General features: G+C 40.8%; 8 protein-coding genes. 3 read left to right on the top strand and 5 right to left on the bottom strand.

Annotated elements, in window-relative coordinates; all coding sequences use genetic code 11:
• Nucleotides 1-397 (bottom strand): D-aminoacyl-tRNA deacylase (dtd, locus tag ACM0OR_RS27040; protein ID WP_414579496.1); only part of this gene is annotated, 397 nt, incomplete at its 3' end.
• 72 nt (nt 398-469) lie between these two features.
• Nucleotides 470-1600, bottom strand: a complete 1131-nt coding sequence (locus ACM0OR_RS27035; RefSeq protein WP_414579495.1) for a CobW family GTP-binding protein — start codon at nt 1598-1600, stop codon at nt 470-472.
• A 252-nt stretch (nt 1601-1852) separates the two neighbouring features.
• Here ACM0OR_RS27035 and cysS point away from each other — a divergent pair, with 252 nt between their 5' ends.
• The 3 genes from cysS to ACM0OR_RS27020 all read left to right on the top strand — a co-directional run bounded on the left by cysS (nt 1853) and on the right by ACM0OR_RS27020 (nt 6312).
• Nucleotides 1853-3313, top strand: coding sequence for a cysteine--tRNA ligase (gene cysS / locus ACM0OR_RS27030; RefSeq protein WP_414579494.1), 1461 nt, complete (start codon nt 1853-1855; stop codon nt 3311-3313).
• 95 nt (nt 3314-3408) lie between these two features.
• Entirely contained in the window at nt 3409-4848 is a 1440-nt protein-coding gene (locus ACM0OR_RS27025; protein ID WP_414579493.1) for a TldD/PmbA family protein, read from the top strand.
• 120 nt (nt 4849-4968) lie between these two features.
• On the top strand, nt 4969-6312 hold the full coding sequence (locus ACM0OR_RS27020) for a TldD/PmbA family protein (protein ID WP_414579492.1): 1344 nt from the start codon (nt 4969-4971) through the stop codon (nt 6310-6312).
• A 64-nt stretch (nt 6313-6376) separates the two neighbouring features.
• On the opposite strand, the gene ACM0OR_RS27015 is transcribed toward ACM0OR_RS27020, so the two are convergent.
• From ACM0OR_RS27015 to ACM0OR_RS27005, 3 genes are all read right to left on the bottom strand, one after another.
• Nucleotides 6377-6526, bottom strand: coding sequence for a hypothetical protein (locus tag ACM0OR_RS27015; protein WP_414579491.1), 150 nt, complete (start codon nt 6524-6526; stop codon nt 6377-6379).
• Between the two features lie 192 nt (nt 6527-6718).
• Nucleotides 6719-7684 (bottom strand): ABC transporter substrate-binding protein, encoded by a 966-nt coding sequence (locus tag ACM0OR_RS27010; RefSeq protein ID WP_414579490.1) that lies wholly within the window; start codon nt 7682-7684, stop codon nt 6719-6721.
• 233 nt (nt 7685-7917) lie between these two features.
• The gene (locus ACM0OR_RS27005) at nt 7918-9186 is read right to left on the bottom strand and encodes an ISAs1 family transposase (protein ID WP_414579489.1); all 1269 of its coding nucleotides are present in this window, start codon (nt 9184-9186) and stop codon (nt 7918-7920) included.
• Between the last annotated feature and the right edge of the window lie 203 nt (nt 9187-9389).

Below are 9389 nucleotides of genomic sequence, written 5' to 3'. Positions count from 1 at the left end.
ATCTCACCGCCAACCGTTCCGGTGTGGCGGGAGCATTCTCTCGGAGTTTAGGTAACTTAGCAACAAAGCTTTTATATAATTCTTCAGCTTGGGAAGGATTCGCCGAACGGTCAAAGGAAGGACGGCGGCCTTTGCGACAGTTACCGTAGAGGGTAAATTGGCTAACTACCAACAACTCACCGCCAATTTCTTGTACAGATTTTTGCCACCTATCCCCATCTTTTTCATCAGGAAATAGGCGTAACTCTAAGCATTTACGCGCCATCCAGTCGAGTTCTGCATCTGTGTCTGTATCAGCGATCCCTACGAGTAAATTTAATCCTCGGCCAATTTTGCCAATTACTTCACCGTTAACGGTAACTTGAGATAATTTTACTCGCTGGACGATTACACGCATATTATAGAAATCCTAGTTTTAGAGACGTAGCAATGCTACGTCTCTACATGATTGTTCAGAGATGTCTATTGACTATTTCCCAAAGCCTTTACCTCGGCTGGTGGAAGGAATACACAGACAGTTTTCTAATTGAGTCAGTAAGGTTTCCCGATCTAAATTTTGCCCAATCAGCACTATTTGATTTTTGGGTTCACCTTTCCATTCGTCATCATCTAGAGTGAACCGTTTACCGCACAGGTGGAAAATATGCCGCTTGGGACTTTCATCAAACCACATGATACCCTTGGCGCGGAAGATAGACGTGGGTAGTTGATTATCTAGGAAATATTGAAACTTCCGAATTGAGAAAGGTTGGTCACTTTTGAAAGATATGGATGCAAAGCCATCATTTTCTAAGTGGTCAGAGTGATGATGGTGGTGTTCATGGTCGTGATGGTCGTGACCGCAGTTTGCATGGTCATGATCATCATCATGGTCGTGATGGTCGTGACCACAAGTTGAATGATCATGGTCATGATGTTCGTGATTATGCTCATCAACACTGCCAAAATATTTATCAGATTCAAACAGTCCGACACTGAGAATTAAAGGTAACGCAACTTGCGATCGCGTCGTCCTTAAAATTCTTGCTCCTTCCTTAACTTCATTAATTTTCTTTTCCAACTCATCTAATGTTGCTTCATCAACCAAATCTGTCTTGTTCAAGACAATCACATCACCGTAGGCAATTTGACTGTAAGCTGCTTGGGAGTTGAATAAATCTAAGCTGTAATTTGCTGCATCTACTACAGTAATAATCGAGTCTAACCGCGTTAAATCCCGCAGTTCTGTACCCAAAAATGTTAGGGCTACTGGTAGGGGATCTGCTAATCCCGTTGTTTCTACAACTAGGTAATCTAGCTTTTCGTCCCGTTCTAAAACTTTATATACAGCATCAACTAAATCATTATTAATAGTGCAGCAGATACAACCATTACTCAGTTCCACCATATTCTCATCGGTGGAAACGATTAACTCGTTGTCGATGCCGATTTCTCCAAATTCATTCACCAAAACAGCAGTTTTTAAACCCTGTTGATTGCTGAGGATATGGTTAAGTAAGGTTGTTTTGCCACTACCAAGAAATCCAGTAATAATTGTGACTGGCATTCCTTGTTTGGGGGCATCCATTGGTTGAAAATTGGAAGTAACTGCTGATTGCATAAGACTGTAATCAAAAAATTTGAAAATTTGAGAGAAGTTAAAATTGCAGCACCGCTACCAGGAGATCAAAGTCATAGACTCAAAACGGCTACCCACACACGGTAAGTCAAAAGAGTTGAATTTTGGTCTTTTGTACTGTTTTAAATGGTAGTCGTATTTCAGCCGTGATGTACTAGCATAGGGATGCTGGATAATTATTCCTGCTGCTTTACTTTATTATCGCGTATCTTTCTATTTCAAATTTACTGTGTTATGACCCTAACCATTTACAATACCCTCACCCGTCGGCAAGAACCTTTTGAAACTGTAGAATCAGGAAAGGTTAAGATGTATTGCTGCGGTGTGACAGTTTATGACTATTGCCATTTGGGTCATGCACGTTCTTATATCGTTTGGGATACGATTCGCCGTTATTTGATCTGGCGTGGTTTTGAAGTAACCTACATCCAAAATTTTACTGATATCGACGATAAGATTCTCAACCGCGCTAAAGAACAAGGTTCAACGATGGAAGCGGTCTCGAACCGCTTTATTGATGCTTATTTTGAAGATATCCGCCGTTTAAATGTCATGGATGCGGATGAGTATCCCCGCGTTACTGAGCATATTCCCGAAATTCATGAACTGATTCAGATTTTAGAACAAAAAGGTCTAGCCTACGCTGTGGGTGGAGATGTTTATTACCGTGTAGAACGCTTTCCTGATTATGGCAAACTCTCAGGCAGAGAACTAGAACAGATGCAAGCTGGTGCTAGCGGTCGGTTAGATGCAGAGGAATCAGAAGTTAAAAAGCAACACCCCTTTGATTTTGCCTTGTGGAAGGGAGCAAAACCAGGAGAACCAGCATGGAACTCTCCTTGGGGTGAAGGTCGTCCGGGATGGCATATTGAATGCTCGGCGATGATTCGCTCTAAATTAGGAAAGACGATTGATATTCATGGTGGTGGTGGAGATTTGATTTTTCCGCACCATGAGAATGAAATTGCTCAGTCAGAAGCAGCCATCAATCAACCACTGGCGCGTTATTGGACACATAACGGTATGGTGATGGTAGATGGTCAGAAAATGTCTAAATCACTGGGGAATTTCATCACCATTCGGGAATTACTAGATGGGGTAGGGAATTGGAAAGATCAGCCAGTCAACCCGATGGCGGTGAGATTGTTTGTCTTACAGGCACATTACCGCAAGCCTTTAGATTTTACCGAAGATGCGATCGCCACTGCGGAAAATAGCTGGAAAACCCTGAAAGAAGGGTTACTTTTTGGCTATCAATATGGCGAAAAACTGGGATGGAGTGAAGAATCATCAATGATTCCCGAACTAGTCGCCCGCTTTCAAGAATTAGGCGATGATGATTTTAATTTCTCTGGTGGTTTAGCGGTTGTATTTGAATTAGCCAAAGACCTCCGCCGGGAGGGAAATATTTTGGTGCATGAAGGAACAACCAAAACTCCATCTGATGAACTCCACCGCCAGTGGTATACCTTAGTTACCTTGGCTAAAGTCTTGGGTTTAGAAGCAACACTAGATGATGAAACCCTGACAAAAGACGGTTTAAGTGATGCAGAAATTGAGGCTCTAATTCAGCAAAGACAGGACGCGAGAAAATCTAAAAATTTTGCCGAAAGCGATCGCATCCGCAACGAACTACAAGCTCACGGTATAACTTTAATTGATAGTCCTCAAGGTACGCGTTGGTACAGGAGTTAAAAGGGATTAGGGACTGGGTGAATAAAAACTAATGATTATTGTACAGAAGCGATTAATCACTTCTTTTCAACTAAAAATAAATTTTGAATTGAATTATGTGGTCAGAATTAACAAAAGCGATCGCTAGTTTTAAAATACCTGCTGATTGGATCGGTATTCGAGTTGTGAAGGAAACGGCTGCTAACCATTATGTCCGGGATGGTTTGCCCCAATCCAATGGCAAATCTACAACCCAGGGAGCAATGCTCGAAGTCTTGGTTAACGGCTGTTTGGGTTACGCAGCGACTAATTCCTTAGAATTGCCATCGCTGCAAGTAGCGGCGGAAATGGCATATAAACAAGCACTTGCAGCTAGTGAATGGTGGATTTATCCCTTCCGCGAAACTGAACGTCCTAAAGTGGTGGGTGAATATAACTCACCTTTTTTAGAACCATTGGATGCCCTATGCCCAGGGGAAATTAATGATTTACTGGTGCGGATTTGTCACACCCTCAAAGTTGACGAGAAAATTGTGCAAACCACAGCCAGCGTCAGCACGAACCAGAAAGAGAGTTGGTTTGTCAGCAGCAATGGTTCTGAGGTATATCAAAAGTTTTTATCTTTAGGAAACCATTATGGAGCGATCGCTCAAGATGGGGCAATAGTCCAACCACGCACCAATAACGGCTGGCAAGCACACTGTTATCAAGGCGGGATGGAATTGTTACACAGAGAAAATTTATGGCGAGAGGTACAGCAAATTGGCGAACAGGCGATAGAACTGTTAACTGCCGAGGAATGCCCAACTACCCGCACCAATTTAGTTTTAGCCCCCGACCAAATGATGCTGCAAATTCATGAAAGTGTCGGACATCCCTTAGAAATTGACCGCATTTTAGGAGATGAACGCAACTACGCCGGTGGTAGCTTTGTCAACACCAGCGATTTTGGTCAGCTAGTTTACGGTTCACCCTTGATGAATATTACCTTCGACCCCACCGTTGATGGTGAATATGCTAGCTATGGTTTTGATGATACAGGAGCGATCGCCACAAGAGAATATGTCATCAAAGAAGGCGTATTGCAACGGGGTTTAGGTAGTTTAGAAAGTCAAGCCAGAACCGGAGTTCCTGGAGTCGCCTGCGCTCGTGCATCCTCTTGGAATCGCGCCCCAATTGACCGCATGGCGAACTTAAATTTAGAGCCAGGAAACGCCAGCTTTGACGAAATAATTAGTGGGATGGAACACGGTGTTTATATGGAATCTAATCGTTCTTGGTCAATTGACGATCGCCGTTATAAATTTCAGTTTGGCTGTGAGTATGCCAAATTAATTGAAAATGGTAAACTCACTAAAACCCTCCGCAATCCCAACTACCGCGCCACCACCCCAGAATTTTGGCATAGCTTAATCCAAGTGGGGGATGACTCCAATTGGGAAATGTATGGTACACCCTTTTGTGGTAAAGGTGAACCCAACCAAGCGATTTGGGTAGGACATGGTTCACCTGTTTGTGTATTCGCTAATGTTGAAGTTTTTGGGGGAGGAAAGTAAAAAATTCAAAATTCAAAATTAAGGATAGAACTTAGGTTGGTTTGACGCAAGAAAAATCAACATTAACTAATATATTTTTATTGCGCTCCACTGCCCTTGTTAAGTGCATCATTCTTACTTATGAAAGCAGAAATCTCTACCTTAGAAGTTAGCTTTAATCAAATACTAGAAACTCTCATTGCAAAAAAGGCAGAAAATGAAGAATTTACTGTCAAATTGAACTGTGAACGCAGTCAATTTACTCGATTGAATCATGCCAAAATCCGTCAAACTGGTTATGTATCTGATGGTTCGGTGGAATTAACTCTCATGGCGGATCAACGTAGTAGTTTTCGCCAATTTCCGTTTACAGGTAATTGGGAAACAGACTGGCAAGCAGCATATAAAGCTTTGCAGGAACTACGGGATGAATTGCCTGTATTACCATCTGATCCTTATCAGGTCTTACCATCAGGAAATAATACTAGTCGAGAAGTAAATACAGGTAACTTGCTGACAGCAGACGTATTATTGCCAAATATCTTAAAACAAATTAATGAATTAGATTTTACTGGTATATATGCTGGGGGAATAGCAATTAGAGCCTATGGTGATTCCTGTGGACAAAAACATTGGTTCGCAACTGATTCTTTTACCTTAGACTATTCTTTATTTATCGAATCTGGGCAAGCTGTTAAAGGTATATTTGCAGGTAGTAATTGGGAGACAGCCGCTTATACCGCTAAAATCAGCGAGGCTAAAAAACTCATTAAACTATTATCTAATACACCAAAGGAATTACCCAAAGGACAATACAAAACTTACTTTGCACCTGCCGCCGTTGCTGATTTATTGGGTATGCTTTCTTGGGGTGCTGTGAGTGAAGCAGATATCCAACAAGGTAACAGTGCATTAGCAAGTTTGTCACGACAAGAAAAACAGTTGTCGCCTGCATTTAGTTTGAAAGAAAATTTTCAACGGGGACTAGTACCTCGCTTTAATGAATTGGGAGAAACCGCAACACCAGAATTACCAATCATAGACAACGGTAAATTAGTCAATACCTTAATTAATTCCCGCACTGCGAAGGAATATAAAAAAATTGCCAATGGTGCTAATAGTTCCGAAACTCTACGTGCGCCAGAAATCAGTCCAGGTAATTTAGTTTATGAGCAAATTTTGCCAAGTTTAGATACGGGGTTATATGTATCGAATTTGCATTACTTAAACTGGAGCGATCGCCCTAAAGGTAGAATTACAGGTATGACCCGTTACGCTTGTTTTTGGGTAGAAAACGGTGAAATTGTCGCACCCATAGAAAATCTCCGCTTCGATGAAAGTCTCTATCGTTTTTGGGGAGAAAATTTGGTAGACTTCACCAATTTTCAAGAGTTCATCCCAGAAGTCGGCACATACGAAAGTCGTCAACTCGGCGGTAGCTTAGTTCCAGGTATGTTAGTAGATGATTTTACTTATACCTTGTAACTTCAAGTTTGCATAATTTCCGCATCCCTAGCTACTCCGTGACTGTAGCCTGGAAAGTGTCACTTTATCTAACTTCATTAAATAAAATAGATGCGATCGCAGTCAAGATTTGCGAAACCATTGATCCTAAAAGCAAATGGGCTAAAGGCGCACAGTGATAATTGAGATAGTGATTACAGGCGATCGCCCCACGGCGAAGGTAAACGTAACGCATCAACCAGTTTTAGTCTGTCAAGAAACGGCAAATTTTGATCCGAAAATGGTAAAAACGCAAATTTCGCCATTCCGTATTTAGTAAGCAGAGAAATGACTACAAGTATTGTGACAATCACAAATATTGATGATAGGCGATCGCTTAAATGAATTCATTTGTAAAAATTTATCTCTATAAATATACAGACACAATTCAAGGCGTGTTGACAAGATATTTAAATAAGTCATCAATTACTGCATCAGCAGCCAGTAAATTTCCGGCTCGCCAAGTTAGATAGTCCATAGAGTAAACGTGATTTTGTTGAACGGCTCGCAGATTTTTCCACAGTGGTTTTTGCTTGAGTTCTTCTAGAAATTTTTGATCATCATCAGTTAAAGTTCCCACAAACAAAATATCACCGTCTACTTTCTCTAATTCTTCTATGGAAAAGTAAATTTGTGTATAAGGTGCGATAACATCTTGTGATTTGGGACGTTGTAATCCCACATCTTTGAGAATAGAATCGGGAAAAGAGTTCTTACCTTCGCTGAATATTACGCCAGGTGCTAAAAAAACAAGAGAAATTTCTTGATTTTGATAGCGATTTCCTAAAGCTGCTTTGAGTTTTTCCACTCGCTGATAATAATGTTCCCAAGCTTGTTGTGCCGCTTCTTGTTTTCCTAAAACCTGAGTAACAAAATCAAATAAGTCTCGCCAAGTTTTATTTTGCCAATTAAATAGTACAGTAGGAGCGATTTTTGAAAGTAGAGGATAAAATTGACTTTCTGCATTCCAACCTATAATAATATCCGGTTTTATCAGTAAAATTTTCTCTAAATTTGGAGAAAAAATTCCTAGTGAATGTATACCATCTACTTTACCCTTTAAATATGTATTTTCACCCAGCATATCAATATAGGTACTTCCCAGAGGTTTAACTCCCAGAGTCAGTACATTACCTAAAGTCGGTAAAGAAAAAGTGACAATACGCTGGGGATTTATGGGAACGCAAGTTTTACCCATTGTGTGTTTAACCATGCGGCAATCTTTACTTACGACTTCAGTAGGAAAAACTGTGTTTTGAACTGTGTTTTGAACTGTGTAACTGCTACAAGCTGTAATCAGTCCAAAAATCACAACCATTAATAATAAACAACGTATCCCGGAGCGTATTGTCATTGTTTTTTGCTATATAAAATTCAGTCAATAATCAATACAATTAAAACTTTACTGAAACTGATCCAGTAATTGCAAAAGGTGAACCTTGAGTAATGTTAGCCCGATTATTTGAACCGGAAGCATAACGAATATCAAAAAGGTTTTCAACAGCTAATCTAAAGGTCAAGTTGTTCACTTTGTAAGCAGCACCTAAATCCAGGGTTAGCGCGTCTCAAACCCTATTGACATGGGGATTATGGCAGAGGGTCTGAGTTTGAGAAAGCCGCAGCCAACACAGAAAGCATGTAGCGATCGTTCATAGCTGCTCGCCGTGATTTTTGGCGAATACTGCGATGAAAAGATGTTTCTCGTTCTAAGGCATTGAGAGCAATCCGACGTAGTAAAGCAAAATTCTGTGGGCTGTGCAGAGAACGAATCCGACATTCATCCTCACCGAAAGTGACATCCAATGTCCAATGAACAGAATTTTCTATTCCCCAATGCTGTCGAATTGCACTACCAATTTTGTTAGCATCGCTGGCGAGACTAGTTATGTAAAATTGCACCTCCTGGGTAGTCTGATTCCAATGCTGAATCGAACGTACTACCATAACTACTGTTGTCAGACCAGCCCACAAATCTTGTTCATGAAGTGGAGAAAGTTGTGACACTGGTACGGTGTAAACCTGACGATTTTCGATGCGGTGATGTCCTGTCTTGAAAAGTTTTGTGGAAGGAAACCTTCCCCACAAACTTTTCGCTTTTTCTATCCGTTGACTCATACTTACATCAACACCTTTAAATCCATTGGACTGGGCTATTTCAAACCAATTCTTTACTTGCTGGTGCAGTGTAGGATGATTATCTTTTAAGCTCAAAATGTAATCAGAATCAGCCGCGATAATTTTCTGGGCAATTGATTTCTGTGTACCCATTGCATCAATTGTGATGATGCAGCCAGATATATCTAGCATTTCTAATAGTGCTGGAATCGCGGTGATTTCATTGGATTTGTCACTGACCTTTGTTTGTCCCAAGACCAAACGATGTTCACTTGACCACGCACTAACTGTGTGTAAAGCTTTTAGCTGAGATTCTCGGTCATATGAACCTCTATGAGTTTTGCCATCTATGGCTACTACTTCCACTCCCAACTTCTCAATTAATGATTGTACCCAATGCCGAAAACATTGCTCAAATTCTTTTGGGTTAATTCTCTCAAACACTCTCCTAAAAGTATCGGGACTGGGTATCCCGAATGGTAGTTCCAAAAACGTTTTCAACCACTCCTGTTTATTGAGTCCATACTCCTCAATATCTTCCCAACCTTCTGCACCTGCTATTACTGCCAAAATCGCTATGGTGATGATCTCGGTGAGTAAATGATATCTCGTCCTTTCTACTCTGGGGTCTTTTATTTCTGTAAAGTATTCCTGAAATTTATTGGTAATCTCAAAGCTATCTATGAAGGGTGTAAAAAATGCTTTGGTTTTACTTTTCTTGTTCTTAAATCCTGCTGGCATTACTCGAACCTTGGGGCTAGATGGATTAAATCTTACCCTAGCCTGGATAGTGGCACTTTGTTTCTAACTTGATTGCTGATCAGGTAAGTCCGCTTGTCAATAGGGTTTGAGACGCGCTAACCCTGCACCTAAATCAACTCGCACATAACCCAATACGGTTCAGTTAAGGCTCAAAGTGATGTAAAGTAGGCATTGTTGCCAAG

It is taken from the genome of Anabaena sp. CCY 9402-a (genome assembly GCF_963920945.1).
GTDB lineage: Bacteria > Cyanobacteriota > Cyanobacteriia > Cyanobacteriales > Nostocaceae > Trichormus > Trichormus minutissimus.
Note: the sequence above shows the minus strand (reverse complement) of the source record. Positions and strands in the feature narration are given on the sequence as shown.